The sequence below is a fragment of the Saccharopolyspora erythraea NRRL 2338 genome (assembly GCF_000062885.1).
Classification (GTDB): Bacteria; Actinomycetota; Actinomycetes; order Mycobacteriales; family Pseudonocardiaceae; genus Saccharopolyspora_D; species Saccharopolyspora_D erythraea.
Window position 1 is genome coordinate 2,636,138 of record NC_009142.1, and the last position, 25,792, is coordinate 2,661,929.

Consider the following 25,792-nt stretch of genomic DNA (forward strand, 5'->3'; position numbering starts at 1 on the left):
TGGCGGACCTGCCCCGCCATCGGAACAGGTGGTGTTCGGTTTGCTCTTGGCGGTGGCGTTCGGTGCTGTGATCGGCCTGGCGTTGGGACTGCTCGGTGCGGGAGGTTCGATTCTCGCCGTGCCGGCCCTGGTATACGGCGTCGGACAACCCTTGCAGATGGCGATTCCCACTTCGCTGGCCGTCGTCGCGCTGTCCTCCCTCGGCGGTCTGCTTCCTCGCGAGCGCCGCACGGTCGTGCGGTGGCCGGTCGCGCTGGTGTTCGGCGCGGCCGGCACCCCGGCCGCCTTCGGCGGCGCGGCGCTGGGACGGCTGCTCCCGCAGCGCTGGCTGCTGTTGGCCTTCTCCGCACTCATGATCGTCGTCGCGGTGCGGATGCTGCGCGGCGGGCAGAACCAGGCTGGTGCCTGCCGCACCCGGGAAGGCGGCGTCGACTGGCGCTCGTGCCTGCCCAAGGCGGTGGCCACCGGCGCGGTCGTCGGTTTGCTGACCGGGCTGTTCGGCGTCGGTGGGGGTTTCGTCATCGTGCCCGCTTTGAGCCTGTTGCTGGGTCTGGGCGCGCAGGAGGCGGTCGCCACCTCGCTGGTGGTGGTGCTCATCAACTCCGCCGCAGGACTCGCCGCACACGCCGGCGCGGCCGGAGGAATCGACCACTCCCTGCTGTTGCTGTTCGCGGGTACGGCGCTGGTCGTGTCGATCGTGGCTGCTCGGTTGTCCACCAGGCTGGACGCGGCGACCGTGCGCCGGTGGTTCGCCTACGTCGTGCTCGCCGTCGCGGTGTTCGTCGCCGTAGCGGCGTACGTGAACCCGTCCGCGCTGGGATGAGTTCTGCTGGAGCCCGCCTGGCGAGCCGTCACCCCGGTCGCAAGGCCACGGCGGTGACCTTGTACTCCGGACAGCCGGTGGCGCTGTCGGTGTGGGGGGAGGTCAGGGCGTTGGTCGGGGTGGTGGCGAAGTGGAAGGCCGCGAAGACCTGGCCCTGGCTGACTTCGCGGGTGGTGCGGGTGGGCATGGTGACCGAGCCCCAGCGGCTGGTGACCTCGACCGGTGCGGTGTCGGTGAGGCCGAGCAGGGCGGCGTCGGCCGGGTGCACGTCGAGGGTTTCGGCGGGCAGCAGTTCGGTGTCGGGGGTGCGGCGGGTCATCGACCCGGTGTTGTAGTGCACGAGACGGCGTCCGGTGACCAGGAGGAAGGGGAACTCGGCGTCGGCCTGTTCGCCGGGCGGCAGGTAGGGGCATGCCGCGAGGTGGGCGCGTCCGTCGGGGGTGGCGAAACCGTCGAGGTGCAGCACGGGTTGGCCGGGACGGTCGGTGTCGGGGCATGGCCAGTGCAGCGGGCCTTCGTGGTCGAGCCGGGCATGGGAGATGCCGCCGAAGGTGGGGGTCAGTGCGGCGCATTCGTCCATGGCGGTGGCCGGGCCGGCGCAGCCGAGGTCGTTGCCGAGGGCGTGGGCGAGGTGGCGGAGGATGTCGAAGTCGGTCTTGGCCGCGCCGGGTGGGTCGAGTGCGGGGCGCACGCGTTGGACGCGGCGGTCGAAGTTGACGAAGGTGCCGTCCTTCTCCAGGAAGTTCGCGGCCGGAAGCACGACGTCGGCGAGTTCGGCGGTGCGCGACAGGAACAGGTCATGGCAGACGACGAGGTCGCAGCAGCGCAGGGCGTGCTCGACGTGGCTGGTGCAGGGGTCGCTCTGGGCGATGTCCTCGCCGATGACGTACAGCGCCCGCAGCTCGCCGGCGACGGCGGCGTCGAACATCTGCGGGATGCGCAGTCCCGGGCGTTCCGGGACGGGGCTGCCCCACACGCGGGCGAAGCGTTCTCGGACCCGGGGGTCTGTGATGGGCTGGTAGCCGGGGAGGAGGTCGGGCAGGGCACCCATGTCGGAGGCGCCCTGGACGTTGTTCTGGCCGCGCAGCGGGAGGATGCCGCAGCATCCGGGAGTGCCGACGGTGCCCCGGAGGATGGCGAGGTTGGCCAGGGTGCGGACGCCGTCGGTGCCGTGCGCGTGTTCGGTGACGCCGAGCCCGTAGACGATCGCGGGATTGGTCGCCTGCCCGTACAGCTCGGCGGCCTGCGTCAGGTCTGCGGTCGTCAGGCCGGTGATCTCGCTGACGCGTTCGGGTGCGTAGTCGTGCAGCACGGCGGTCAACTCGTCGAGCCCGGCGGCGCGTTCGGTGAGGAAGTCGGTTGCGATGTGGCCGTGGTCGAGCAGGAGCCGGGCGAGGCCGTTGAAGGCGGCGACGTTGGTGCCGGGGCGCAGTCGCAGGTGGACGTCGGCCAGTGCGGCGAGTTCGGTCTCGCGGGGGTCGATGACGATCAGTCCGGCGCCGCCGAGCACGAGCTGCTTGATGCGGGCGCCGACGACGGGGTGGGCTTCGGTGGGGTTGGCGCCGGCGAGCAGGACGCAGTCGGTGCGGTCGAGGTCGTCGAGGCAGTTGGTGCCGCCCGCGAGTCCGAACGACGCGGTCAATCCGGCCGCGGAGGGTGCGTGGCACAGGCGCGAGCAGTTGTCGATGGTGTTGGTGCCGATGACGGTGCGGACGAACTTCTGCGCGAGGTAGTTCTCCTCGTTGGTGGCGCGCGCCGAGGAGATCATGCCGATGGCGTCCGGTCCGTGCTGCGCGCGGATCGCGGTGAGCTGGTCGGCGACGAAGCCGAGCGCGTCGTCCCAGGAGGTCTCCTGCAGTTGTCCGTCGCGGCGGATGAGCGGTGTGGTGAGGCGGTCGTCGGCCCGGGTGAAGGTGTGGGCGAAGCGGCCCTTGATGCAGGCGTGCCCGCGGTTGACCGGAGCACTGCGGGTGGGGGTGATGACGGCGACCTCCCCGCCGCGCAGGTGGACGTCGAGCGTGCAGCCGACGCCGCAGTAGCCGCAAGTCGTGGTGACGGTTCCGGTGAGCGGCCGGGGGTCGAGCAGTTCGGGCTCCGACAGCGCCCCGGTGGGGCAGCTGTCGACGCAGCCTCCGCACCCGACGCAGGGTGAATCCACCCAGGGTTCGCCGGCGCCGGGGGAGACGACGGTGTCGAAGCCCCGGCCGACGAGTTCCAGGGCGAAGGTGCCTTGTACTTCCGAGCACATCGCCACGCACCGCCCGCAGGCGATGCACAGGTCGCGGTCGAGTTTGACGTAGGGGTGGGAGTGGTCGAGTCCCCTGCGGTGGGCTTCGCCGGTGAAGCTGGTGGTGGTGATGCCGAAGTGGTCGCACGCCCGGACGAGTTCGCTGCGGTCGGCGGGGACGTCGAGGGCGCGTGGCGGGAGTTCGGAGACGATGAGCTCCAGCGCGCCGCGGGCGGCCAGCCGGACGTGCGGGTTGTCCCGGCGCACGACCATGCCGTCGGAGGCCGGGGTCGTGCACGCCGCGGCGGTGGTGCCGTCGACCTCGACCAGGCAGATCCGGCACGAGCCCCGTGGTGAGATCCGGTCGTCCTGGCAGAGGGTGGGCACGTAGCTCCCGATCGAGCGCATGACGTCGAGGACGGTTTCGCCCTCCCGGTAGTCGGCTGCGGTGCCGTCGATGGTCAGCCGCATCAGAGAACTCCTGACCCGAAATCATGGGAGAAGACGCGCAGGAGGCTGCGCACCGAGCCGGCGACGCCGCGACCGAACGCGCAGAGGCTGCCGGTGCCCATCACCTCCAGCAGGTGCTGGTGCTCGGTTTCGGCCGTGTCGGTGTAGGCCAGGCGGTAGGCCAGTTCAAGACCTCGGCGGCTTCCCACCCTGCACGGCGTGCACGCGCCGCAGCTCTCGGCGGCGGCGAAGCTCCACAGGTGCCGGAGCAGTTCCGGGGCCGACACGGACCGGTCGATCGCCACGAGCGATCCGTGCCCGAGGGCCACCCCGGCGTCGGCCAACGCGTCTGCGAGCAGTGGCAGGTCGAGCTCGTCGGGTGCGAGGAAGCCGCCCAGCGGTCCTCCGACCTGCACGGCCCGGAGCTCCCGGTCGTCCCGCAGTCCTCCGCCGAGCACCTCGACGATGTCACGCAACGGTGTGCCGAACTCGACCTCGTAGACCGCTGGTCGGGCGAACCGTTCGCTGAGGCTGACCAACTTGGTGCCGGTTTCCTCCGGGGTGCCCATCCGTGCGTACTCGATACCGCCATGGCGCACCACCCAGGGGACGGTGGCGATGGTCTCGACGTTGTTGACCGCGGTCGGGTGGCCCTCGAAGCCCAAGCTGGTCGGATAAGGGGGCCGTGGACGAACCGCGCCGCGAAGCCCTTGCAGTGCGTGCAGGAGCGCGGTTTCCTCGCCCGCGACGTAGGAACCGGCGCCTTGCACGACATCGATTTCGAGATCGAAGCCGGTGCCGTGGACGTTCGGACCGAAATGGCCCGCGGAACGGGCCTCGGCGACCGCGACCCGCATCCGGTCCACCGCGATCGGGTATTCCGACCGCACGAACACGAAACCGCGGTGCGCGCCCGCGGCGAAGCAGGCCAGGGCGAGGCCCTCCAGCACGCGGTGCGGATCGGCTTCCATCAGCAGCCGGTCGCAGTAGGAGCCCGGATCGCCCTCGTCGCCGTTGACCACGACGTAACGGGGTGCGGGGCCACGGGCCACCGCCCGCCACTTGGCAGCCACGGGGTACTCCGCCCCGCCGCGGCCGCGCAGCCCGGCAGCGGCGACCTCGGCCAGAACCGACGTCGGATCTCCGGAGCTGACCGTCTCCGGCCAAACCTGCCATTCCCCGGCGTCGCCGCTGAGCCCGGCCAGGGTCACCGGTTGTCGGCTCGCGGCGCGGAACGGGATCGGCTGCGCCAACACCTCGGCCTCGGTGTCGCTGCGCAGCCGTTCGCCGAGGCGGCGCCCGGTCATCGGCGTCGATCCGTTGAGCGCCGCGGGCGAGGCATAGCAGTGACCGAGGCAGTAGGCCCCATCGAGCGACACGATCCCCTCCGGGTCGCGCATCCCGCACCGCAGCCCCAGCGCGGCCTCGACCTGAGCGACATTGCGTCCGTAGCTGGACACGAAGCAGGACGTCCCCCGGCACACCCGCACGTGGCGCAGGCCCTGCGGGGCGGTGAGGTCGGCGTAGAACGACGCCGCGCCGGCGACGGCGGCCACCGGCCACCCCAACTCGTCGGCAACGCGGCGCACATCGGCACCGGTGATCGACCCGGAACCCTCGGCCACGGCCCGCAACCGCTCCAGAACGCCGGTCCCCTCGTGTCCGAAGCGCTCCTGCCACTCCACGAATGCTTCGCGCATCACATGCCCCCTGAGGTCAGTGTCGGCCGAGGGTCCGGATTCGGCAGTCCGGACCTCGAACGCCGTGACGAAATGCCCTGTGGAGGACATGACCGGTCAAGCACGGTGGATCCGGGAAGCTGGTTCCTCACAGGAGCGCGCGATGCGGCGTGGGTGGTTGTGGGCGGACGCGTGCTGGTTCGCACATGCGTTGGGCTGGAAGCCGAACCCGTTGCGGCGCGGCGTCGACCGCGTCGTCGCTCTGGTGACCGTTGCTATCGTCGGCGCCGCCCTGCTCGCTCTGCCCCTGGCCGCCACCTGGGCAAGCATGAGCTATGAGCAGGGGCTCGTGGACGCCCAACGTGCGGCGGCCACCAGGCACGAGGTCGATGCCACCGTGACCGGACCAGCTGAGCTTCGCACTGTCGGCTCGGGTCCGCACGGCACCCAGACGACTCGGGCCTGGGCGCCGGTTTCCTGGACCGGACGCGACGGACTGCCGCGGACCGAGGTGGTCGCCGTGGACCTGAGCTCCGCGCCGGGCAGCAGGATGCACCTGTGGGTGGACACCGACGACCGGGTCACCGTCGCCCCACCGGATGCCGACCACGTGCTCGCCTCGGCGGTGGTGGGTGGCATCGGTGTGTTCGCCGCGATGCAGACCCTCTGCGTGGTGCTGATCGTCCTCGTCCGACGAGCCGGGTACACCCACGCCCGCAGGGACTGGGAACGCGAATGGGACCGCGTGGGGCCGAGATGGAGCCAATGGCTGGGTTGATCAGGAATTCGGGGTGGCGAAGGTGAGCGGAGACGGACTGCTGGTGGTCGGGGTCGACGGCTCCGACGCCAGCTCACGAGCCCTGCGGTGGGCGCTTGCTGAGGCACGGCGCAGGTCGACGTCGGTGCTGGCGATCATGGCATGGGAGTCCCACGCGGTGATGTCGGGCCCCGCACCGATGCTGCTCCGCCCGGAAATGGCGCCGCACGAGATCCACAACAGGCGCCGGGAGGAACTTGCGCGAGTGGTCCGCGAAGCGAGGGCCGGCGCCGCGAACCCCGAGGTGCAGGCGGAACTGGTCGAAGGAAGCGCAGCGGAGGTTCTGGTGGACAACTCCGCCGACGCGGCGATGCTGGTGTTGGGGGACCGCGGGCACGGGCGGTTCGGCGGAGCGTTGGGCAGCACCGCGCTGAAGTGCGCCCACAAGGCGCGCTGTCCGGTGGTGATCGTGCCCGCCGGTGTGGAGCTCGACGACGATGACGTCGGGCGCGGCGAGGAGCAGATCATCAACGATCCCGTGCTGGGATGAGCGATTCCTCCTGACGTGGAGACGGCACGGCGCGGGTGTTGATCAGTTGGACGGGGAGGTCGGTTCTCATGCCGGAGTCCGGTCGCGATTGCGTCGTCGCGGGTTTCGATCTGTCGGATGCCTCGCGCCGAGCCGTGTGGTGGGCGGCCGCGGAGGCGGCCAGCCGACATCGGCCACTGCTGCTGGTGCACGTGTTCGTCTGGCCCTTCGCCGAGCTCACCCAGGTGACCGTGCCGGGCCAGCGGGAGATCATGGAGCCCCTCAAGGACGCGCTCCGCCGCGAACTGCAAACCCTGGTCGCGGGCTGCCGGGAGCTGGCGCCCGATGTCGACGTGCGCGACGACATGCCGTTCGGTGATCCCGCCGAGGAGCTCGCCGCCAAGGCCGAGGACGCCGCTCTGCTCGTGCTGGGTGCCGTCGGGACGGGGGGTGCCCATTGGCGCGAGCTCGGCTCGACCGCGGCCGAGCTGGCGGCGCGCCGTTCGGGTGCTCCGATGGTGGTCGTCCGAGGCGAGGAACCGGCCCAGGGGCCCGCACCGGTGGTGGTGGGCGTGGACGGGTCGCAGGTCAGCGAACGCGCGATCGGTTTCGCCTTCGACTTCGCCTCGCGGCACGGTGGCGAGCTCGTGGCCGTGCACTCCCTGAGCGATCTCCCTCTGGACCCGTACGCGCGTGTGCAGCGCTGGGAACTGCCGTGGAGCGAGATGCGCGACGACGCGCTCGAAGTGCTCTCGGAGTCGCTGGCGGGATGGCCGGAGCAGTATCCCGACGTGCCGGTGCGGCGGGTGGTCGCTGCCGAGCAGCCACCGCGGACGCTGTTCGACGAAGCGAAGGGAGCACGTCTGCTCGTCGTCGGGAGCCATGGTCGCGGCCGTGTCCGCCGGCTCGTGCTCGGTTCGGTGAGCCACGCAGTGGTGCATCACGCACCTTGCCCGGTCGCCGTGCTGCCGGCCATGGCGTGACGCGGCCCGGAGCACCACGGTGAACGACACGATCGCGCTGGGCAGGGTCGCGGGCCTGCGGGTGGGCCTGCACTGGAGCGTGGTGGGCATCGTCGTGCTGGTGGTCGTCGGGCTGGCCGGATACACCCTGCCGCTCCTCTACCCGGGGCACAGCGCGGTCGGGTACGTGCTCAGCGGGGTCGCCGCGGCGGTGCTGCTGGTGGCCTCGCTGCTGGCCCACGAGGTCTCGCACGCTGTGGTGGCCCGCCGCAACGGTGTAGCCGTGGACGGCATCACGCTGTGGTTGCTGGGAGGGGTCGCTCGGCTGCGCGGTGAGGCGGGCAGCCCCGGCGCCGAGCTGGTGATCGCGGTGGTGGGGCCTGCCGCGAGCCTCGTGCTGGCAGTGCTGTTCGGGGTCGCCTGGTGGGTTGCCGACCTCATGACGGCCGAACTGGTTGCGGCCGTGCTCGGCTACCTGGCGTTGCTCAACCTGGTCATCGCCGTGTTCAACATGGTTCCCGCAGCGCCGCTGGACGGCGGTCGGGTCCTGCGCGCGGTGCTGTGGCGGCTCGGCGGCGACCGGTACAAGGCCGCCGTGTGGTCGGCACGGGCCGGCCGGGGACTGGGCTTCGTGCTCGTGGCTCTGGGGTTCGTGGAGCTGCTCGCCCGTGGCGTCGGGGGGATCTGGTGGGTGCTGCTGGGCTGGTTCATCATCAGCGTCGCCTCGGCGGAGGAACAGCAGGCGCGGGTGAGCATGGCGCTGGCCGGGGTGCGGGTGCGGGACGTTATGTCGAGCCCGGTCGAAACCGCCGACGGTCGGCGGTCGGTCGAGGAGTTCGTCCAGAAGGTCGTGCTCGACCGGCCGCATTCGACCTTCCCCCTCACCGACGATTCCGGGAGGTTCAACGGCCTGGTCACGTTGCGGCAGCTGCGGAGCGTGCCCGCGCGGGAACGGCGTTCGACGAGCGTAGCGGCACTCGCGGTGCCCCCGGAACGCGTTCCGGCCGCCGAACCCGATGAGCCGCTGGCGACCGTGCTGCCCCGCCTGTCCGCCGACACCGGAGGGCGCATCGTCGTGCTTCGCGCCGACGAACTCGTCGGCATCGTGTCGCCCTCGGACATCAGTCGCGCCGTCGCCCGGCACGGTTTGCATGTCGGGACCCCGGGTGGGGCAGACCTGAGATGGAGCGAAGAAGAACCAACTCCGCCGCCGGGGTGGTGGTTCCCCGGACAGCGTGAGGACGCGTAGCGGGCGTGGCCGGATTCGGCCACGCCCGTCGTCGTCCCGCGCTACTTCCCCTTGCGGGCGACCGGGATCTCCTTGCTCGCCTCGGCCTCGCGCCGGGGAATGCGGATGGTCAGGATGCCGTTCTCGTACTCGGCGTTGATGTTGTCGGTGTCGCAACTGGACGGGAGCAACATCGTGCGGCTGTAGGAGCCGTAGTAGAACTCGCTGTGCGCCTCGGCGCGATGCTCCTGCTTGCGCACGGCATCGATCTTGAGCTGGTTGCCCTCGACGTTGATGTGGATGTTCTCCGGGTCGATTCCGGGCAGCTCGCAGCGCACCACGAAATCGCCCTCGTCGGTGAAGGCTTCCACCCTCATGGAGTGCCGTTCGCCGAATGGCCACTCGCTCTCGAACATGCGGAACAGGTCCGGTAGAGCCATGCTCGGCCGAGGCAGCAAGCTGGTCATGGTGTTCCCTCCTGGTCGTTGGCTTCGGCGTCTCCGAGCCTCCGTCCGCGGCCCGAGCGGCCGACAGGGCCGAGAGACCCGAAATCGCCCGCGGTGGCGCCGGCGGTGCGGCGGGTGGAGCGGAGGAGGACCCTCGTGGCGGGATGACGTCGATGTGGGAGGACATCGCGATGGCCGGCAACACCCGGTCGGACGGGGACGCGAACGTCGGTCCCCATCGCTTGCCCCGCGCGGTTTACGAGAAGGAGCTGTTCCGCTTGCAGGGGGAGCTGGTGAAGCTGCAGGAATGGGTCCGGGCCGAAGGAGTGCGGCTCGTCGTGGTGTTCGAGGGACGCGACGCGGCGGGCAAGGGCAGCACGATCAAGCGGGTCGCGGAGTACCTCAATCCCCGCGTGGCGCGGATCGTAGCCCTGCCGGCGCCGACCGAGCGGGAACGCACGCAGTGGTACTTCCAGCGCTACATCGCGCAGCTTCCCGCCGCGGGGGAGATCGTGTTGTTCGACCGCAGTTGGTACAACCGCGCGGGCGTGGAGCACGTCATGGGCTTCTGCAGCGATCAGGAGTACCGGCGGTTCCTGGTGCAGTGCCCGGTCTTCGAGCGCCTGCTCGTCGAGGACGGCCTACTGCTGCGCAAGTACTGGTTCTCGGTCAGCCGGGCCGAGCAGCTGCGGAGGCTGAGCCGGCGAAGCGAGGATCCGATGCGGCGGTGGAAGCTGTCGCCGATGGACGTGGAGTCGATGGTCCGGTGGGACGAGTACTCGGCTGCCCGGGACGAGATGCTTTCGGCCACAGATATTCCGGAATGCCCGTGGTACCTGGTGGAAAGCGAGGACAAGCGGCGGGCGCGCATCAACATGATCGCGCACCTGCTCTCGACCGTGCCGTACTACGAGCCGTCGCGGCCGTCGGTCGAGCTGCCTGCCGTGCCGCCTGCCGGCTCGACCCAGCGGCCATCGCGCACGCGCTACACCTACGTCCCGGATCACGCCGCTGGGTTGTTGTGAACGCCGGTGGTAGCCGGTCTCCAGGGCTGGACCTCGTCGGCCGCTTTCGTCTGACCACGACGACGGGGCAGGTGCCGTGGCGGACGCAGCATTGGCTGACCGGACCGAGCACCCGGATGCTGGTCGAAGGAGGGGCCGTGCTGGAAGAACTCGGCCGCATCGGCGCAGTCGCGTGGGACCAGACCGGCAACGTGCCGCGCTGCACCCCGGCGTCGTGGAGAGCATCCTCGCCGACAGCGCCACCCGCGAGGGAGCCCTCACCACAGCGGCGGCACCAAGAACCCGTCGCGAACACGCCCGGCGACGGCCTCGTTTCCCAGTCTTCGCCGGCCTCGCCGAGTTCATCCACGTGCTCTTTCGCCTGCGGTTCGCCGCGCGTCACCGGGTGCGGGTCGCCACTGCTTCCCACCCGTTCGCGGCGGCTGACCGGGCGCTGCGCGACCTCGCTCACGACCGGGTGAAGGGCGCGGCGGTCATCAGGGTCGCTGCCTGAGCCCGGGTGGTGCACGCTGGGGTCGACTTCGCAGCTCGCCCGAGGGGGTGGGGAGGATGAGTTCGTTTCCGTCGGCGTTGGGGTTGTCGGCGCAGCAGACCGAAGACGTGGTCCGTGCGGCGGCTGCCGCGCCGTCGCTGCACAACAGCCAGCCGTGGCGGTTCCGGCTCTCGCCGCACGTGATCGAGCTGCACGGTGACCCCGACCGGCGACTCCCGGCGGCCGATCCGAGCGACCGGGAACTGCGGCTGGCCTGTGGTGCGGCGCTGTTGAACCTGCGGCTGGCCCTCGCGCATGCCGGTGTGCGGCCGGTGGTGACGTTGCTGCCGCGTCTGGCTGGTCCGTCGGCGCTGGCAGCGGTTCGCGTTCAGGACCACGGGCCCGCCGCACCGGCCGAAGAGGCGCTCTACCGGGCTATCCCGGCGCGGCGCAGCAATCGGCGTCCGTTCCTGGACGCCCCGGTCCCGCCCGTGCACCGCCAGGAGATGGTCAAGGCGGTGCACGAGGAGCACTGCCGGTTGCACCTGGTCGAGCGGCATGAGCGAGGACAGTTGGAACGGCTGGTCCACCGCGCGCACCGGGAGCAGATGGACGATCCGCGGTTCCGGGAGGAGCTGGCCCGTTGGACCGGTGCGCCGGAGGGGGTGGTTGAAGGCGTCCCGGCGGCGAGCGCGGGGCCGGAGCCCGAGCCGCAGGACCAGTGGGTGGTGCGCGACTTCTCGGGCGGACAGGCGCGGCAGCGGGTGGCGGGCAAGGACTTCGAGGACGAACCGCTGCTGGTGGTGCTGTGTTCGTACCGCGCGGGCAGGATCGCGGATCTGGAGGCGGGGCAGGCTTTGCAGCGGATGCTGTTGACGGCGACATCGCTGGGTCTGTCGGCGTCGTTGCTGTCGCAGGTGGTGGAGGTCGAGCAGGCTCACGCGGAGTTGCGGCGGCTGCTCGGCGAGGGCCTGTGGCCGCAGGCGGTGGTGCGCGTCGGCTACGGCTCGCCGATGCCGCGCACGCCGCGGCGTGCGCCGTGGGAACTGGTGATGGATGCCGGTTCGCCGGTGAACAGCCCGGACTGAACGAGCCCTGGATGGTGGGCCTATGACGCTTTCGGCGGGGGCAGACGCGGGTGAGGGCATGACGCGTGCGGCGGCGCGGGTCGTCCTGGCCGATGGAACGGTCGCGCTGGTGCGCCCCGTGGGACCGGACGACGTCGAGCAGGTGCGGCGGTTGCACGAGTCGATGTCGGAGCAGGAACGCTACTTCCGGTTCTTCGGGGCGCTCTCTCCGGAGGCTCTGCGCCGGTTCGTGGAACGCTTGCTCGACGGCGGTGACGCCCACGGCCTCATGCTCGGGGTGTTCGTAGGAGACCGGCTGGTCGGCGTGGGCCACTTCGTGGTGCTCGCCCATCCCGAGGAAGCCGAGGTGGCCTTCGTCGTCGCAAGTGACCTGCACGCGCGCGGGGTGGCCACGCTGTTGCTGGAGCACCTGGTCAGCGCTGCGCGCAGGCGAGGAGTACGCCGGTTCGCAGCAGAGGTGCTGGTCGAGAACGCCGCCATGCTCCGGGTGTTCACCGACAGCGGACTGCGCTGCCACACCCGTCGCGACGGCAGCACCGTGCACGTCGAGCTGGTGCTGGACACCGACCAGCAGTACCAGACCTGGGTCAGCGACCGGGAGCGGGTGGCCGACGTGGCCAGCCTGCGCTTCCTGCTGCGCCCTTCGTGCGTGGCCGTGGTCGGTGCCGGACGTGACCGGTCGTCGGTGGGCAACGCCGTGTTCCGCAAGGTGCTGGCCGCCGGGTTCCGCGGCAACTGCTACCCGGTGAATCGGCACGCCCGGACCGTCGAGAGCCTCCCCGCGTTCGCCGATGTCGAGGAATTGCCCGAGGTGCCGGACCTGGTCGTGGTGTGCGTGCCGGCCGAGGCCGTGCCGCAGGTGGCCGAGAGCTGCGGTCGCAAGGGTGTGCGGGCGTTGGTCGTCGTATCGGCGGGCGTGACCTCCGATCCCGTGCTCGCGCACGGGCTGGTGGATGCCGTGCGCCGGTGGGGGATGCGGTTGGTGGGCCCCAACTGCCTCGGTGTGATCAACACCGACCCGGACGTGCGGCTGGACGCCACCTTCACTTCCGGGTGCGCTCCTGCCGGCGACGTCGGCGTGATCACTCAGTCCGGCGGCGTGGGCATCGCGCTGCTCGACGGGCTGGCGGCGTGCGGACTGGGGGTCTCGAGTGTGGTCTCGGTCGGCGACAAGTACGACGTCAGCGGCAACGACATGCTGCTGTGGTGGCAGCGTGACGAGCGCACCCGGCTGGCGGTCGTCTATCTGGAGTCGTTCGGCAACCCGCGCAAGTTCTCGTGGCTGTCGCGCCGGATGGCCCGCGGCAAACCGGTCATCGTCCTCAAGAGTGGTGCGAGCCCGGTCGCGCAGGCGGCCGCGGCCTCGCACACGGCGGCGTCGGCCACACCAGGGACCACGCGGGACGCGCTGCTGCGGCAGTCCGGTGCTATCGGGGTGCAGGGTTTGCACGACCTGTTCGCCACGGTGTGCCTCCTGCGCTGGCAGCCGCTGCCGAAGGGCGGTCGCGTGGCGGTGCTGGGCAACGCCGGCGGTCTGGCGGCGCTGGCGGCCGAGGCGTGCGCCGACCGCGGACTGCGGTTGCCGGAGCTTTCCAGCGCCCTCCGGGCCGAGCTGGCCTCGGTGCTGCCCGGACAGGCGAGCACGCGCAACCCGGTCGACACCACCGCGCAATGCGGCAGCGCGGGCTTCGCGCAGAGCCTGCGGGCGCTGCTGAGATCCGGTGAGGTCAACTCGGTGGTCGTGGTCGTGACCGCGACGGCGGTCGCGGACCCGTTGCCCGTGGTGGCCGACACGGCGGCTGAAGCCCAGCGGGGGCAGGAGTTCGGCAAGCCGGTGCTGGTGGTCCGTGCCGGACATTCCCGGGCGGTGGACTCGGTGACTTCGCAAGCCTGTCGGGTCCCGGTTTTCTCCGACCCCGCGGTGGCGGCTCGAGCGCTGGCCGGGGTCAGCGACTACGCGCGGTGGCGACTTGTCCCGCCGGGCGTCGTGCCCGACCTGGTGGGCGTCGATGCGGCGGCGGCGCGGGAGGTGGTGGCCTCCGCGATCGCCGAGGACACCGACGGGTGGCTCGGCCCTGACCAGGTGCAGCGAGTGCTGACCGCGTTCGGTCTTCCCGCGGTGCCGACAACGGTGTGTGCCGACGAGGTGGAGCTGCTCGCGGCGTTCCGGAGCATGACCGGTCGAGTCGTGGTCAAGGCGTGGGTGCCGGGGCTCGTGCACAAGGAACGGGCGGGCGGCGTCGTCCTGGACGTCACCACCGTCGGCGAGGTGCGCTCGGCGTGGTCGCGGCTGCACGGGCGCTTCGGTGAGGCGTTGCACGGCGTGCTGCTGCAGCCGATGGTCGAGCCGGGCCGGGAGTTCCTGGTCGGGGTGCACAGCGACTCCGTGTTCGGTCCGGTTGTCGTCTTCGGTCTGGGCGGGGTGGACACCGACGTGGTGGCCGACCGCAGCCACCGGCTGGTGCCGCTGACCGATCGTGACGCGGCGGCCATGCTGGGGGAGCTGCGCTCGTCGGCCGCGTTGTTCGGCGAGCGGTCGGTGGCGGCGCTGGACACCGCGGCGTTGACGGACGTGTCGCTGCGGACCGCGCGGATGGCGGAGTTGCTGCCCGAGGTCACCGAGGTCGACCTCAACCCGGTCGTGGTCACCGGCGAGGGTGCCTGCATCGCCGACGCGCGGATCCGGGTGCGGCGCAGGGAACCCGACGATCCGCTCATCCGCCGGCTGCGCTTGTGATCACCGGGTTCCTGGGCGTGGTCAGCGCACCACGGCCACCGGGCAAGGTGCGTAGTGCACCACGGCGTGGCTCACGGAACCCAGTAGCGTTGCGCGGAACGTGCCTCGCCCGTGAGTGCCCACGATGAGCAGGTCGGCGTTCTCGGCGGCGGTGAGCAGTGCTTCAGCGGCAGGCTGGGAGGTCGCGACCTCTTGGTGGACCGACACCTCCGGGTACCGCTCGCGGTACCCGGCGAGGGATTCCGACAGTTCGCGCTGGCAGGCTCGGGTGATGTCGCCCCAGTCCATGGCCCATCCGCTGGCAGCCGGAATGGCATCGGTGGGCAGCTGGTTCCACGCGAGCAGGGCGAGCAGTCCGGCCTGGTGGCGGGAGGCGAACTCGTGGGCGAACTCGATCGCGCGCACGCTGCAGGCCGAGCCGTCGACGCCCACGACGACGCGTTCGAAGTGCGCGGGATCCTGCGCCGCTCTTTGGTGTTCGCGTTCGCCGCGCACCACGACGACCGGTGCCGGAGCGGTGCGGACCAGTTCCGCCGATGCCGAGCCCAGTAGCACCCGCCGGGTGCGGCTCAGGCCGGGCGGGCCGAGCACGAGCAGGCCCGACTCCGCGGCGGCGTCGCCCAGGATGGCGGCGGGATGGCCCATGCGCACCTCGGTGTGCACCTCGAGCGAGGGGAGCATGCTGCCGCATTCGCCGGCCAGCTCGTCGAGGAGTCGTTCGGCGGCACTGCGCAGTGGTCCGATTTCCAGGGCCTCGCTGGGCAGCCGCAACCGGGTCAGCTCTTCCAGCGGGACGGGGAAGGCGTGCACGATCAGCAGCGGCGCGTTGCGGCTGCTGGCTTCGTACGCCGCCCACCACACCGCGCTGCGCGACTGCGCAGAGCCGTCGAATCCGGCGACCACCGTCTTCGGTGCTGCCATGGTGCGACACCTTTCCGCCGTGGTTCACCGTGATTCCGGGTCGCTGACGACGGCCACGGGGCATCGTGCGTGGTGCAGGACGCCGCTGGCGACCGAGCCGAGGAACAGCTCCTGGAAGCCGCCGCGTCCGCGGTGGCCGACGACCACGAGCCGGGCATCCGCGGAGGCGTCGGTCAGCGCGGCGACGGGGTGGGCCCGCCGGGCGACGTGGCCCACGGGCACGTCGGGGTAGTTGCGGCGCAGCTCGGCGGTTTGCTCGGTCAGCGACCGCTCGATCGCGTCCTGGACCAGCTGCCGGTCCTCGGGTGGCAGGGGCACCGCGAGCAGCCCCTCCTCCCGCCACATCTGCATCACCACCAGCTCGCAGCCGCGCTGGGACGCGGCGTCGAATGCGAAGCGCAGAGCCGCACGGCTGCCGGAAGAGTCGTCCACACCGACCACGACGGGACCGGTGGTGGACGCGCGGTCGGAGCGGATGACGATCACCGGGCAGTGGCCGTGGGTGGCCACGTCCTTGCTCACCGACCCGAGCAGGGCGTCGGCGAAGCCGCCCTGGCCGCGGGAGCCGGTGACGAGCACCTGGGCGTATTCGCTGCGTCTGATCAGTTCGTCGGCAGCGTAGCCGCTGAGCGTTTCCTCGGTGACCCGCAGGCCGGGTGCGTGCTCGCGGCAGCGGTCGGCGGCCTGGTGGAGTGCCTTGTCGACGTAGTCGGCCCGTGCCGGGTCGTCGTTGGCGATCACCACTTCCAGGGCTGCCCCGCGGCGCTGGGCCTCCTCGGCGGCCCAGACCGCTGCGTTGAGGGCGTGCTCGGAGCCGTCGACGGCCGCGACGACGGGGTTTCCGGTGCTGACCATGCCCGCGCTCCTCACTTCTTCTCGCCGCGCACGACGGCGACGGGGCAGGGGGCGTGGTCGAGTACGCCCGCGGCGACCGATCCCAGCAGCATTCCGGCGAAGCCGCCACGCCCGCGGTGGCCCACGACGACCAGTTGCGCGTCCTCGCCCAGGGTCCTCAATGCGACCACCGGGTGGCCCCGCCGGGCGACCTCGCGCACTGCCACGGTGGGGTAGTCCTGCGAGCACCCGGCCAGCTGTTCGGCAAGAGCTCGCCGGGTCTCGTCGTTTCGCTCGCCGACCTCGAAGTCCAGCAGCGGCACGATGGGGGCGTACTCGTTTTCTTCCCAGACCTGCACGGCCACGAGTTCGCTGCCGCGTACGGCCGCCTCGTCGAAGGCGAACCGCAGGGCCGCCCGGCTGTAGGGGGAGTTGTCCAGTCCTACCACCACCGGCCCGCCGTCCGGCAGTTGCTGGTGGGGCACCACGACGGTCGGGCAGTGAGCGTGGGTGGCGACCTTGGCGCTGACCGATCCGAGCAGCCTCGCCCGCACTGGGCTTCGCCCGCGGGAGCCGACCACGACCAGCTGTGCCCCTTCGGACTCGTCCATGAGCTCGCGGGCGGGGTCGCCGCGCCGGACCGCGGACTCAGGAGCCAGCTCGGGGTGGTGTCCGGTGCTGCGCAGCACGGCGGAATGCAGCACCTTCTCGGGTTCGCCGCCGTACGGGGGAAGGTCGGTGACCAGCACCAGCCGCAGCGGAGCGCGCCGCAACGCGGCTTCGCCGGCCGCCCACGTCGCCGCGGCCACCGAGTGCTCGGAACCGTCCACCCCCACGACCACGGGTGCCTGCATCGCCATGGCTGCTTCCCCCTCCGCCTGGCCGGGCGGTGCCGCACCCAGAATGGGTCAGCAGCAGGCGCCTCGCATGGTCACGGGCCGTCGGTCTGGTGCTCCAGTGCGAAGGTCGCGGTCTGGCCGGGGCCGAGTTGGGCAGTGCGGGACCCGCACACGCACAGCAGCGGTGGCGCGTGCGGACCGGGCGCGGTGCCAACGGTGGCGGTGCGGCCGGTGACGGTGATGGTGACGACCTGCCCGTGGAAGCGGATCGGTAGCTCCAGCGTGCCGAGCTCGGCGGGCCAGTACGGGTTGAGGTGCAGTTTCGCGTCGCGCACCTCGATGCCGGCGAAGCAGCGTTGCAGCAGGTCGATGCTGCCGGCCATGGCCGCGAGGTGGATGCCTTCGGCGGTGGTGCCGCGCTGGGTGTCGTGCAGGTCGGCGGCCAGGGCGTGGTCGAAGAACGTGAGGGCCTGGGGGCGGTGGGCACGGGCGAGGACCCAGGCGTGGACCACGGCGCTGAGGGTGGAGCCGTGGCTGGTGCGCCGCAGGTAGTACTCGATGTTGCGCGGGATGGTGTCGGCGGGCATGGGGTAGCCGAGACCGGCGAGGAGGTCTTCGAGTTCTTCGGCTGACAGCAGGTAGAACAGCATGAGCACGTCGGCCTGCTTGGAGACCTGGTAGCGGTTGGGGTCGTCGCCTTCGGCTTCGAGGATGCGGTCCAGGCGCTGGATGTCGTCGTAGCGGCGCCGGTGGTCGTCCCAGTCGAGTTCGGCCAGGTGCTCGTAGCCTTCGAACTGGCTGAGGATGCCTTCGTCGTGGAAGGGCACGAACAGCCGTTGGGAGATGCGCTTCCACCGGTCGATCTCGCGGTGGCCGAGCTGGAGGGCGTCGGTGAGCTCGTGGCGGCGTTCGTCGGCAAGGGCAGCCAGGGCGCGCAGGGCGGTGCGGCACAGCCAGGCCGTCATGATGTTGGTGTAGGCGTTGTTGTCCACGCCCGGCCGTTGCCGCCCCGGGTAGGCGGTGTGGTACTCGTCGGGGCCGACGACACCGCGGATGACGTAGCGGTCGCGGCTGTGGTCGTAGCGGGCCAGCGAGGCGAAGAAACGGGTGATCTCCAGGATCATCTCGGCCCCGAAGTCGGCCAGGAAGTCCTGGTCGCCGCTGGCCTGGTGGTAGTACCAGATGTTGTGGGCGATGGCGATGCCGATGTGGCGTTGCAGGTGGGTGTTGTCGGCCAGCCAGTGCCCCGAGCGCGGATTGAGGTGCAGTCGCTGGGTCTCCTCGCGGCCGTTGCTGCCGCTTTGCCACGGATACATCGCGCCGGCGAAGCCTGCCTGCTCGGCTGCCCTGCGGGCGTGTCCCAGCCGGCGGTAGCGGTAGAGCAGCAGTGAGCGCGCCAGGTGCGGGTCGCGCAGGGTGAGCGTGGGCAGGACGAACAGCTCGTCCCAGAAGACGTGCCCGCGGTAGGCCTCGCCGTGCAGTCCGCGTGCCGGTATTCCGGCGTCGAGGTCGGCGGTGTGGGGTGACAGGGTCTGGAGCACGTGGAACACGTGCAGCCGCACCGCCTGCTGCGCCGGCCGGCTCGCGGACAGGCCGCAGTGGAACGCCGCCGACCGGCGGGACCATGCCCGGGTGTGGCTGCGCAGGAGGTCGTCGAAGTCCGCGGCGCAGCGCACGGCGTCCACGGCCTCGGAGGAGGGTTCGGAGATGGCGAAGTCGCGGGAGGTGTACAGCGCCGCGATCTTGTCGGTTCGCAGCTCATCGCCTTGGCGTAGCGGGCATGTGAGGTCGTGGGCGATCCAGTCGTCGTGCTGCTGGAGCGTGCGCGGGGGTTGCAGGGCAGCGTCGTTGAGCCAGAGGCGGCAGCGGGTGGCTTCGGCCAGCAGGATCCCGGACTGGTTCGTGCGGGCCTGCAGCAGCAGTACTTCGTCCGGGTGCTCGTGGGTGCGGTGGCCGGTCAGGTGCTGTCCGTTCAGCGCGCGGTAGCGCGCGACGCCGCTGTTGCGCATCCGCCCGTCGATGCCGCAGCGCACGGCCAGCGTCGCGGAGTAGTCCTCGGGGACGAGCGTGGTCTGCAACCCGGCGAGGTGGGGCGAGCCCTGGTGGACGAATCGGCGTTGCACGAGCCTGGTGGTGCGCCCGGCGGCATCGCGGAAACGCACCCGCCGCAGCAACACCGCTCGTTCGAGGTCGAGTTCCTGTTCGTGGTCGAGCAGTTCGACCTGTCCGAGGTCCAGCCACGGGCCGTCGTCGACGCGGAAGGTGAGCATGAGCCAGTTCGGGGCGTTGACCAGCGACTCGTGCTCCACCTCGCGACCAGCGAGCGTGCTGGTCAAGCGGTTGTAGCAGCCCGCGACGTAGGTGCCGGGGTAGTGCACGTCATCGGCGCCGGCCTCGGGCGCGGCTCCGCGGGTTGCGAAGTAGCCGTTGCCCAGCGCGCACAGCGCTTCCCGGCGGCTTTCGTCGGCCGGGTCGAAGTCGCTGAAGGCCAGGCGCCATGGATCGACCGCTGCCACGACTGCTAGTGCGGGGCGCGGACGACGACGACCGGGCAGCGGGCGTGGTGGACGCAGTGCTGGCTGACCGATCCCAGCAGCGCCTCGGTCAGGCCGCCGTGCCCGCGGTTGCCCACGACGAGCAGGTCGGCTTCCTTGTCGCGGGCGGCGTCGAGCAGGGCCCTGGCCGGGTGGGCCTGGGCGACCTCCTTGCTGATCGGAATCGAGGTCTGCCCGCCCACTTCGTTGATCACCTTGTCGAGGTAGCGGGCGGTGGTCGCGGCGAAGTCCTCCAGGCCGGGTACTTCCCAGTTGTAGATCAGCGGCGTGTCCCAGGCCATCAGCGCGGTGACGGAGCCGCGGGTGAGGCCGGCGTGCCACAGCGCCCAGCGCAGCGCTTCCTTGGAGGCTGGTGAGCCGTCAATGCCGACCACGATCGTGTAGACGCGTTCCTCGGTCATGGTCACCTCCGGTGGTGTGCATCAAGGATGCGACGCGCGTCAGCAGCACGCCCAGCGAGCCGGGGTCGTCGACGGCGTAGTGCGCCCAGGTGTCGCGGTCGCCGTGCTCGGTGCTGCGCACGACGATGCCCACGCCGGTGGCGGCGACGACACGCAGGGCGTCCTCGTCGGTGAGGTCGTCGCCGGCGTAGAGCACGACCGGTCGGGCCATGCCCGTGGGGTCGAGCCGTTCCAGCAGCCAGCGCAGGGCGCGGCCCTTGTCCCATGCGACGGCGGGCAGCAGTTCGGCCACGAGCCGCCCGTGGGTGAGCGTGATCGACGACGGCGTCACGGCGCGGACTTCGTCGAGCACGTGGGCCACCGCGAAATCTGGGACCTGCCGGTAGTGCACGGCGAGGGCGAACCGCTTGCGTTCCAACACCACTCCCGCCACATCGGACAGTCGGGAGGCGAGGCGAGCTTCGGCTTCGTCGAGCGCAGGCAGCGCGGTACGGGCGGACGCGTGTGCGAAATGCTCGCCACCGGGGCCGGCGATCTCAAAGCCGTGGCTGCCCGCATACCACAGCCGGTCCAGACCGACATGGCGGCGAACGTCGTCGAGGTCGCGTCCGCTGAGGACCGCGACCGGGCAGCGGCGGCTCAGCGCGGCGAGCACCTCCCGCGTCGACGCGGGCAGGATGGCCTCCGCCGGGGTCTCGGCGATGGGCGCGAGCGTGCCGTCGAAGTCGAAGGCCAGCACCGGCCGGCCCGGCAGCAACCGAGGGGCGATCTCGTCCCAATGCACCCCGGCGCCGGGCACGGTCGACAACGGGCGCGGCCCGCCCCGGGGCTCCGCTGCCGAGACGGCGCGCAGGGTGTCCACGACCACGTCGGCGCCCACCTGGCGCAGCCGTTGCGGTTCGCCCGTGCGGTCGACGCCGATGGCCAGCGCGAAACCACCGGTCCTGGCCGCTCGGACACCGGCCTCGGAATCCTCGACCACGACCGCGAAAGCCGGGTCCACATCGAGCAGGCGGGCGGCTTCCAGGAACGTGGCCGGGTCGGGTTTGCCGGCGAGTCCGCGCGCCTCGGCGAGCACGCCATCGACCCGGGCGTCGAACAGATCACCGATCCCGGCACGTCGCAGCACCTGTGCGCAGTTGCGGCTGGCCGAAACCACCGCGGTGGGCACGTGAGCCTGGCGCAGCGCCCTCACCAAGGCCACGGCATCGTCGAACACCCGGACTCCGGCCGAATCCAGCTCCTGGCCGAAGTAGTGGTCCTTGAGCGCGGCCAGACCGTGTGCGGTCGCCTGGCCGTGCTGGTCGCCGGGACGTCCGAGCGGCAGCGTGATGCCCCGGGAGGCGAGGAAGTCGACCACCCCGGCCATCCGGGGTTTCCCGTCGACGTGGCGGGTGTAGTCCTCACGGGAGAAGGGACGGTGGTCTTCGCCCGCGCGCGGAGGGAGGTGCGCCAGGTACTCGTCGAACAGCCGGGCCCACGCTGCCGCGTGGACCGATGCGGTGTCGGTGATGACCCCGTCCATGTCGAACAGGACGGCGTGGTGGCGCGCGGGGTCGAGGACGGTGGCGGCCATGGCGGCTCCCTGCGGGCCTATGGGCTCTGACGGACATCGCCGCGGCATCGGATGCTGATGTCGCGGGTATACCCCGAGCCCGCGCTTCGTGCGCGCCGCGGGAACGAGGAAGGGAATCGAGGCCGTATGACCGCCGATGATCCGACACGTACCGGTTCCGGGCCACCGACCGCGCTGGAACTGGCCAGCACACCGGTCGTGGCGGTCCGGGGTGGTCTGGACGCGATGGACGCGCTGCGCGAGATGTACCGGCACCGGGTCCACCATCTCGCGGTGCTCGGCGACGACACGACCGGTCTGGTCACCGCTGTTGACCTGCTGTTCGGGGTCGCGGCTCGGCTGCCCGGCGACACCGTGCACGTCGAGGCCCTGTGCCGCAGGCCCGCTCCCGCGGTGGAAGCCGGCGACGGCATCGCCGTCGCGGCACGCCGGATGATCGAGGCCGGCAGCGACGCGCTGCTCGTCACCGCCGACGACGGTGTGCGGGGCGTGCTGACCGCGGTCGACATCGTCCGCGCGGTCGCCGAGCACCGGATCGCCGAGGACGACGACGAGGACGGCCGATGAACGACAGAGCGATTCCGAGCCCCCGCGGCGGTACCGGACCCGACGACTGGTCGCCGGAAGAGGTCGAGCAGTTGCAGCGAGCGGTGCGGTGCGCGCCGTCGGTGCACAACACGCGGCCGTGGTCGCTGGAGGTCCACGGCCACCGAGCGGTGCTGAGCCGCCGCACGGACCAGCAGCTCGACCGCCACGACATCACCGGACGGGACCAGCTCATCTCGTGCGGTGCCGCGCTGACGAACCTGGAGCTGGCCGTGCGCGAAATCGGCTGGGCCGCCACCGCGGAACCCGGCGACTCACCCGAGGTGATCGGTGTGATCCGGGGCGATGACCGGGCGGAGCCCACGGACCTGGAACGCGCCCGCTACGCCGCGATCGCCCGTCGAACGAGCGATCGCCGTCCCTTCGCACCGCAACCGCTGACCGAGGAGGTTCGCGCGCACCTGCGCGATGCCGCCGGCGTGCCGCCCGTGCACGCCCAATGGGTGCACGGGCAGCAGAAGGCGCTTCTGCTGGCCCGCTCGCTGCACTTCGCCGCGCGTGCCTACCACGACGACCGGGAGTACCAGCGCGAGCTGGCGATGTGGACGGTCGCGCCGGGCATGACCGGAGACTTGGGTCTGCGGCACGAAGCATTGGGGGCGCGAGGCGTGCCCGCGGTCGGCCTGGTGACCTCGACGACGCACCTGCCCGACGAGTCGCGGTTGGCGTCGTGGATCGCGGCCGAGTCCGTCCTGGTGCTCAGCGCACCCGGTGACCGGCACCGCGCTGCCGTCCGCACCGGGCAGGCGATGCAGACGGCCTGGCTGGACGCGACGTCTGCCGGCCTCGCGGCTTCGGTGATGACCCAACCTCTGCACCTGCCCGAGGTCGCCCACGCCCTGCGACGGCAACTGGAACTGTCCGGAGAACCCATGGTGATCATGCGGTTCGGCCACCCGGCAGAACCGGAGGACCCTCCAGACTGAGGGCGGACGGATCGCACCGAGTAGCCCACAGCGGCTCAGCACGGAGGAGAACTGATGGGGGAGCCGGCCCGAGCCGTGGGTGGTCGCGACGTCTTGGGCACCGCGTACCAGCACGCCTCGACGAACGTTCCCCGCGCCGACGCCGGTGACTCGGTCGACCAGGCACTGGCCCGGTTGCGCGGGAAGGTGTTCGACAGCGCTTCGGTCCTCGTCGTATGCCGTGGTGAACGGCTGACGGGCCTGATCACGATCGAGCGCGCGCTGGCCGCCGCACCCGGAACCCCGGTGGTCACGGTGATGGACACCGACCCACCGGTCGTCGCGCCTGGCACCGACCAGGAGCGAGCCGCGTGGGAGGCGGTGCACCACCGGGAGTCGGGTCTGGCGGTGGTCGACGATGACGGCCGGTTCCGCGGCCTGATCCCTCCGGAGCGCATGCTGGCGGTGCTGCTCGACGCGCACGACCGCGACATGGCGCGGCTCGGTGGCTTCCTCGCCTCGGCGGCCTCGGCACGCACCGCGTCGGTCGAGGGTGTGCTCCGGCGGCTGTGGCACAGGCTTCCCTGGCTGCTCGTGGGCTTGGCGGGGGCCCTGGTGGCGGCGGTCATCGTGGGTTCGTTCGAGAGCCAGTTGCAGCAGCAGGTCCTCATCGCGTTCTTCGTCCCGGGCGTGGTCTACATCGCCGACGCGGTGGGAACTCAGACCGAGACGCTGGTGATCCGCGGGTTGTCGGTGGGGGTGGGCATCGCTCGGGTCGCCATGCGCGAGGTGCTCACCGGTGTCTTGTTGGGGCTGTTGCTGGCCGTGCTGGCGCTGCCGGTGGTGGCGCTGCTGTGGCGCGACCTCGACGTCGCGTTCGCGGTGGCGGTCGCGCTGGTGCTGGCCTCCTCCATCGCGACGGTCATCGCGATGGCACTGCCGTGGGCCTTCCACCGCTTGGGCAAGGACCCGGCGTTCGGCTCCGGTCCGCTGGCGACCGTGGTGCAGGACCTTCTGTCGGTGCTCATCTACTTCGTGGTCGCCACGGCGCTGGTCACCTGAGCGGCCGCCCGGCGAGCCCGGCGGCAGTGGAGGACACTCGGGACCGTCGCCCCTGGGGGGGTGGACGCCATGTCTGCGGCGTCGTCGAGTCCACGGGGAGGACCGCGGTGAGCGAGGGTGCGGAGCGGGTCGTGGTCGGAGTGGACGGTTCGCCAGGTTCCAAGGCGGCACTGGAGTGGGCTCTGCGGTACGCGGACAAGACCGGCGCCCGGATCACGGCAGTGGCCGCGTGGACCGTACCGATCTACTACGGCGACGTGATGACGCCGCTTCCCCTCGAGGACTTCGGTGACCAAACCGAACGGGGACTCAGCCGGTCCGTCGAGGAGGTCACCGCAGCGCTGGGGACCGATGTTCCGGTGGAACGCCGCGTCGTCCAGGACATCCCGGCGCGGGCGTTGGTGCGCGCGGCCGAGGGCGCGGACCTGCTCGTCGTGGGCAGCCGTGGGCATGGTGGGTTCGTCGGGACGCTGCTGGGCTCGGTCAGCCAGCACTGCGTGCACCACGCCCCGTGCCCGTTGGTCGTGGTCCGCCCCGCCGAACGGGAGGGCGCTGGGTCCTAGGTCCTCATCGCCGGATGTCGTCGCCGAGCCCGCGCAGGAGGTCCTCGACGGATCGCCGCGGCGAGGCGGGCGGCCTGCGTCCGGAGGCGGGCCACCCCACCCGCACGGCGAGCTGCGGGTATCCGGCATCGCCCAACACCTCGCGAGCGACGTCCCGGCGCGTGCGTTCGACCTCGAACGCCTCGCTGAGCGGGCTGGCGGCCAATCCCTCCCGCTCCGCGGTGCACAGCAGCGCTCCCGCCGCCTCGCCTGCACGCAGCTGGTCCAGGCGGTCATCGGTCGCGGTGCTGATCAGCAGGAGGCTGCCCACGGTGCGCGCCGTCCCGATCTCCTCGTGCGCAGCGCTGACCCTGCCGAAGTCGCGGATGACGAGATCACCGTATTGCACCCCGTGCTGCGGAGCCGTCGCCTGGGGCATGCCCTCGCCGTGCGCGGAGGCCCGGCCGGTCCAGGCGGCGAGCTCGTCGCGATAGGCCTGCGACGCACCGTGCACCGCGGCCGCTTTCGCGAAGGCCCGCGCCAAGGCGTACCGCCGGTCGCCGTCGAGCACGGCCACCTCGGCCCCCGCATGCCGACCGGCTTGCAGGAGCTCGCCCAGCAGAGCGCCGGCCACGGATTCCGGGGCGTACTGGGCTCGGTCGGTGTGCCGGGAGCAAGCGGCTTGGGCGAGCGCGATCTCTGCCTCGCTCGCCTCCTGCGGGCCGAGAACCTCGACTGTCGCCAGCAAATCGGGCACGTGGGCCCCGGGGAGCCGGCGCACCCGGACTCGCCAGCCCAGCACGTGCATGGCCAGAACAGCGTGCTGAAGGGCGGCGCCGCAGCTCAGCGTCAGCTCCCGGTCGTGCGGGTCGGTCACCGGCAGCGACCGCGAACGGTCGACGTGCAGCAACAGGGCGCCGGCTTCGAGCTCGAATCGCCAGGGCTGCACGTTGAACAGGGAAGGAGCGAGGCCGGCCAACCCCACAGCAGCCCTCAACGTGCCCTCGTCCGGACGTTCGTTCATCGGGCCTCCCCCGTTCGGTCTTCAAGCCGAGTCGGCCGGGAACCCACCGGTTTACCCCCGCCGGTACGGACGAAACCGCTGTCAGTGCCGGCTCACCAGGTCAG

General features: G+C 71.4%; 23 protein-coding genes. 13 read left to right on the forward strand and 10 right to left on the reverse strand.

Annotated elements, in window-relative coordinates; translation table 11 throughout:
- Window positions 1–40: 40 nt before the first annotated feature.
- Window positions 41–823, forward strand: a complete 783-nt coding sequence (locus SACE_RS11875; protein ID WP_029621669.1) for a sulfite exporter TauE/SafE family protein — start codon at window positions 41–43, stop codon at window positions 821–823.
- A 28-nt stretch (window positions 824–851) separates the two neighbouring features.
- Here the strand turns inward: SACE_RS11875 and fdhF are convergent, their stop codons facing one another.
- Window positions 852–3,521, reverse strand: coding sequence for a formate dehydrogenase subunit alpha (fdhF, locus tag SACE_RS11880; RefSeq protein WP_009947102.1), 2,670 nt, complete (start codon window positions 3,519–3,521; stop codon window positions 852–854).
- Entirely contained in the window at window positions 3,521–5,200 is a 1,680-nt protein-coding gene (locus SACE_RS11885; RefSeq protein WP_011873681.1) for an NAD(P)H-dependent oxidoreductase subunit E, read from the reverse strand. The genes fdhF and SACE_RS11885 overlap by 1 nt, the downstream gene beginning before the upstream one ends.
- A 142-nt stretch (window positions 5,201–5,342) precedes the next feature.
- On the opposite strand from SACE_RS11885, the gene SACE_RS11890 reads away from it, so the two are divergent.
- The 4 genes from SACE_RS11890 (at window position 5,343) to SACE_RS11905 (ending at window position 8,676) form a co-directional block, all read left to right on the forward strand.
- Complete coding sequence (locus tag SACE_RS11890) at window positions 5,343–5,957, forward strand: Rv1733c family protein (RefSeq protein ID WP_143538116.1); 615 nt, start codon at window positions 5,343–5,345, stop codon at window positions 5,955–5,957.
- Between the two features lie 22 nt (window positions 5,958–5,979).
- On the forward strand, window positions 5,980–6,486 hold the full coding sequence (locus SACE_RS11895) for a universal stress protein (protein WP_231849980.1): 507 nt from the start codon (window positions 5,980–5,982) through the stop codon (window positions 6,484–6,486).
- Between the two features lie 68 nt (window positions 6,487–6,554).
- Complete coding sequence (locus SACE_RS11900; protein WP_009947096.1) at window positions 6,555–7,448, forward strand: universal stress protein; 894 nt, start codon at window positions 6,555–6,557, stop codon at window positions 7,446–7,448.
- 19 nt (window positions 7,449–7,467) lie between these two features.
- Window positions 7,468–8,676 carry a site-2 protease family protein gene (locus SACE_RS11905; RefSeq protein ID WP_009947095.1) on the forward strand — a complete coding sequence of 403 codons (1,209 nt, stop codon included), beginning with the start codon at window positions 7,468–7,470 and terminating at the stop codon, window positions 8,674–8,676.
- A 41-nt stretch (window positions 8,677–8,717) separates the two neighbouring features.
- On the opposite strand, the gene SACE_RS11910 is transcribed toward SACE_RS11905, so the two are convergent.
- The gene (locus tag SACE_RS11910) at window positions 8,718–9,122 is read right to left on the reverse strand and encodes an Hsp20/alpha crystallin family protein (protein ID WP_011873683.1); all 405 of its coding nucleotides are present in this window, start codon (window positions 9,120–9,122) and stop codon (window positions 8,718–8,720) included.
- A gap of 143 nt (window positions 9,123–9,265) precedes the next feature.
- Between SACE_RS11910 and ppk2 the strand changes: the two genes are divergently transcribed.
- From ppk2 to SACE_RS11930, 4 genes are all read left to right on the forward strand, one after another.
- Window positions 9,266–10,126 carry a polyphosphate kinase 2 gene (ppk2, locus tag SACE_RS11915; protein WP_009947093.1) on the forward strand — a complete coding sequence of 287 codons (861 nt, stop codon included), beginning with the start codon at window positions 9,266–9,268 and terminating at the stop codon, window positions 10,124–10,126.
- Between the two features lie 172 nt (window positions 10,127–10,298).
- Window positions 10,299–10,619: a hypothetical protein gene (locus SACE_RS38545; protein WP_044547311.1), complete on the forward strand. Its 321-nt coding sequence runs from the start codon at window positions 10,299–10,301 to the stop codon at window positions 10,617–10,619.
- Between the two features lie 56 nt (window positions 10,620–10,675).
- Window positions 10,676–11,686 (forward strand): Acg family FMN-binding oxidoreductase, encoded by a 1,011-nt coding sequence (locus SACE_RS11925; RefSeq protein ID WP_029621665.1) that lies wholly within the window; start codon window positions 10,676–10,678, stop codon window positions 11,684–11,686.
- A gap of 58 nt (window positions 11,687–11,744) precedes the next feature.
- Entirely contained in the window at window positions 11,745–14,423 is a 2,679-nt protein-coding gene (locus tag SACE_RS11930; RefSeq protein WP_011873686.1) for a GNAT family N-acetyltransferase, read from the forward strand.
- Between the two features lie 21 nt (window positions 14,424–14,444).
- On the opposite strand, the gene SACE_RS11935 is transcribed toward SACE_RS11930, so the two are convergent.
- The 6 genes from SACE_RS11935 to otsB form a co-directional block, all read right to left on the reverse strand.
- Window positions 14,445–15,344 carry a universal stress protein gene (locus tag SACE_RS11935; RefSeq protein WP_009947087.1) on the reverse strand — a complete coding sequence of 300 codons (900 nt, stop codon included), beginning with the start codon at window positions 15,342–15,344 and terminating at the stop codon, window positions 14,445–14,447.
- 24 nt (window positions 15,345–15,368) lie between these two features.
- Entirely contained in the window at window positions 15,369–16,199 is an 831-nt protein-coding gene (locus SACE_RS11940; RefSeq protein WP_009947086.1) for a universal stress protein, read from the reverse strand.
- A gap of 11 nt (window positions 16,200–16,210) precedes the next feature.
- Window positions 16,211–17,038 carry a universal stress protein gene (locus SACE_RS11945; protein WP_009947085.1) on the reverse strand — a complete coding sequence of 276 codons (828 nt, stop codon included), beginning with the start codon at window positions 17,036–17,038 and terminating at the stop codon, window positions 16,211–16,213.
- Between the two features lie 71 nt (window positions 17,039–17,109).
- Window positions 17,110–19,533 (reverse strand): glycoside hydrolase family 65 protein, encoded by a 2,424-nt coding sequence (locus SACE_RS11950; RefSeq protein WP_009947084.1) that lies wholly within the window; start codon window positions 19,531–19,533, stop codon window positions 17,110–17,112.
- A gap of 5 nt (window positions 19,534–19,538) precedes the next feature.
- Window positions 19,539–19,973 (reverse strand): universal stress protein, encoded by a 435-nt coding sequence (locus SACE_RS11955; RefSeq protein WP_011873687.1) that lies wholly within the window; start codon window positions 19,971–19,973, stop codon window positions 19,539–19,541.
- On the reverse strand, window positions 19,933–21,549 hold the full coding sequence (otsB, locus tag SACE_RS11960) for a trehalose-phosphatase (protein ID WP_009947299.1): 1,617 nt from the start codon (window positions 21,547–21,549) through the stop codon (window positions 19,933–19,935). The genes SACE_RS11955 and otsB overlap by 41 nt, the downstream gene beginning before the upstream one ends.
- 126 nt (window positions 21,550–21,675) lie before the next feature.
- Here otsB and SACE_RS11965 point away from each other — a divergent pair, with 126 nt between their 5' ends.
- From SACE_RS11965 to SACE_RS11980, 4 genes are all read left to right on the forward strand, one after another.
- Complete coding sequence (locus SACE_RS11965) at window positions 21,676–22,116, forward strand: CBS domain-containing protein (RefSeq protein ID WP_009947298.1); 441 nt, start codon at window positions 21,676–21,678, stop codon at window positions 22,114–22,116.
- Window positions 22,113–23,081, forward strand: a complete 969-nt coding sequence (locus tag SACE_RS11970; RefSeq protein ID WP_009947297.1) for a nitroreductase family protein — start codon at window positions 22,113–22,115, stop codon at window positions 23,079–23,081. The genes SACE_RS11965 and SACE_RS11970 overlap by 4 nt, the downstream gene beginning before the upstream one ends.
- Before the next feature lie 54 nt (window positions 23,082–23,135).
- The gene (locus tag SACE_RS11975) at window positions 23,136–24,122 is read left to right on the forward strand and encodes a magnesium transporter (RefSeq protein WP_009947296.1); all 987 of its coding nucleotides are present in this window, start codon (window positions 23,136–23,138) and stop codon (window positions 24,120–24,122) included.
- 107 nt (window positions 24,123–24,229) lie between these two features.
- Window positions 24,230–24,685 carry a universal stress protein gene (locus SACE_RS11980; RefSeq protein ID WP_009947295.1) on the forward strand — a complete coding sequence of 152 codons (456 nt, stop codon included), beginning with the start codon at window positions 24,230–24,232 and terminating at the stop codon, window positions 24,683–24,685.
- 4 nt (window positions 24,686–24,689) lie between these two features.
- On the opposite strand, the gene SACE_RS11985 is transcribed toward SACE_RS11980, so the two are convergent.
- Window positions 24,690–25,688, reverse strand: coding sequence for an Acg family FMN-binding oxidoreductase (locus SACE_RS11985; RefSeq protein ID WP_011873690.1), 999 nt, complete (start codon window positions 25,686–25,688; stop codon window positions 24,690–24,692).
- Between the last annotated feature and the right edge of the window lie 104 nt (window positions 25,689–25,792).

Bases quoted from the DNA above. Each gene is read 5' to 3' on its own strand.
- fdhF (WP_009947102.1), bottom strand. From the start codon at position 3,521: ATGCGGCTGACCATCGACGGCACCGCAGCCGACTACCGGGAGGGCGAA.
- SACE_RS11885 (WP_011873681.1), bottom strand. From the start codon at position 5,200: ATGCGCGAAGCATTCGTGGAGTGGCAGGAGCGCTTCGGACACGAGGGG.
- SACE_RS11890 (WP_143538116.1), top strand. From the start codon at position 5,343: ATGCGGCGTGGGTGGTTGTGGGCGGACGCGTGCTGGTTCGCACATGCG.
- SACE_RS11900 (WP_009947096.1), top strand. From the start codon at position 6,555: ATGCCGGAGTCCGGTCGCGATTGCGTCGTCGCGGGTTTCGATCTGTCG.
- SACE_RS11910 (WP_011873683.1), bottom strand. From the start codon at position 9,122: ATGACCAGCTTGCTGCCTCGGCCGAGCATGGCTCTACCGGACCTGTTC.
- ppk2 (WP_009947093.1), top strand. From the start codon at position 9,266: ATGACGTCGATGTGGGAGGACATCGCGATGGCCGGCAACACCCGGTCG.
- SACE_RS11925 (WP_029621665.1), top strand. From the start codon at position 10,676: ATGAGTTCGTTTCCGTCGGCGTTGGGGTTGTCGGCGCAGCAGACCGAA.
- SACE_RS11930 (WP_011873686.1), top strand. From the start codon at position 11,745: ATGACGCGTGCGGCGGCGCGGGTCGTCCTGGCCGATGGAACGGTCGCG.
- SACE_RS11935 (WP_009947087.1), bottom strand. From the start codon at position 15,344: ATGGCAGCACCGAAGACGGTGGTCGCCGGATTCGACGGCTCTGCGCAG.
- SACE_RS11940 (WP_009947086.1), bottom strand. From the start codon at position 16,199: ATGGTCAGCACCGGAAACCCCGTCGTCGCGGCCGTCGACGGCTCCGAG.
- SACE_RS11945 (WP_009947085.1), bottom strand. From the start codon at position 17,038: ATGGCGATGCAGGCACCCGTGGTCGTGGGGGTGGACGGTTCCGAGCAC.
- SACE_RS11955 (WP_011873687.1), bottom strand. From the start codon at position 19,973: ATGACCGAGGAACGCGTCTACACGATCGTGGTCGGCATTGACGGCTCA.
- otsB (WP_009947299.1), bottom strand. From the start codon at position 21,549: ATGGCCGCCACCGTCCTCGACCCCGCGCGCCACCACGCCGTCCTGTTC.
- SACE_RS11965 (WP_009947298.1), top strand. From the start codon at position 21,676: ATGACCGCCGATGATCCGACACGTACCGGTTCCGGGCCACCGACCGCG.
- SACE_RS11970 (WP_009947297.1), top strand. From the start codon at position 22,113: ATGAACGACAGAGCGATTCCGAGCCCCCGCGGCGGTACCGGACCCGAC.
- SACE_RS11975 (WP_009947296.1), top strand. From the start codon at position 23,136: ATGGGGGAGCCGGCCCGAGCCGTGGGTGGTCGCGACGTCTTGGGCACC.
- SACE_RS11985 (WP_011873690.1), bottom strand. From the start codon at position 25,688: ATGAACGAACGTCCGGACGAGGGCACGTTGAGGGCTGCTGTGGGGTTG.